This window comes from Acidicapsa acidisoli (assembly GCF_025685625.1).
GTDB lineage: Bacteria > Acidobacteriota > Terriglobia > Terriglobales > Acidobacteriaceae > Acidicapsa > Acidicapsa acidisoli.
Genome location: NZ_JAGSYI010000014.1, coordinates 1 through 939, shown reverse-complemented (window position 1 = coordinate 939; position 939 = coordinate 1). Strand labels below are relative to the sequence as shown.

1 protein-coding gene is annotated in these 939 nt (G+C 54.5%); it reads right to left on the bottom strand.

Translation table 11 applies throughout. The features are described from left to right. Positions 1–161: 161 nt before the first annotated feature. The gene (locus tag OHL23_RS28545) at positions 162–833 is read right to left on the bottom strand and encodes a hypothetical protein (protein ID WP_263355501.1); all 672 of its coding nucleotides are present in this window, start codon (positions 831–833) and stop codon (positions 162–164) included. Between the last annotated feature and the right edge of the window lie 106 nt (positions 834–939).

Below are 939 nucleotides of genomic sequence, written 5' to 3'. Positions count from 1 at the left end.
TCAGGATGAGGCCGAGAAGGAGCGGCACATTGAGCCAATGACTCCATCGCACCAGGAGATGATGCTTCCTAGCCACGAGCACGCCTCGCTTTTCCGGCAATGTGCTAGTGGCGGCCAGTTGATTCTCAGTAAGTGTTGAAAGGCTCATCGGTGGTAACCCCTTACCGCATTGCGTTTTGCGGCATTGCCGCCGCGATTACAAACACTTTGTTCGTTGTAAGCGTTCCATTCGGCAGCTTCTCAGTGGCTGCATAGACGGTATCGCCGGCAGCTAGCGTCACCTTTTCCCGCGCGACTTCCGTAACTGGAACGTTTGGAGGCACAGAGACCGTCTGCGCGCCGTTCTGATATTGAACTACCAGGGTCGTGCCATTGCCTTTCTGTACCGTGCCGTTCGTCATACGTGAGTGCGACATGGCAGGTCGAGAGACTGAACCATTGGTCATTCTGCTGTGAGTCATTGCTCCCGGAGCCGCATCCATCATGGCACTGCCTTCTCCAGCGCCACGCAGTTCCGCGGGAAATATCTTGATCTGCGTTGCCAGCTCCGTTCCATCCGGCTGCTTGACCGATGCGACCCCGACAAACGATGTCGAAGTGACGTGACTCAAATCCGACGGTATCTGCTTATAGGTTGTGAGAGGCTGCTTGATGTTGACATGGACTACGCCTGACTTGGTCAGGATCTCGAGCGAACTGCCTGTAAATGATTGGAGTTTTCCCTTAACACCGGAAAGTGGAGGGGCCGCTTTCGCCTGTGCCCAGGCTGCATGCGGGCATGCCGGCACAACCAGTAAAGAGAGGAATGTGAGACGCAATAACAAATGCTTCATTGAGATGTCCTTCCAAGTCACAATATCGAGCGGCCTGAATCCTCGCGAATTTGCCACTCGCTAATGAAGTGGCCGGAAAGGCATGGATTATTCCTTGCGCGCCGAA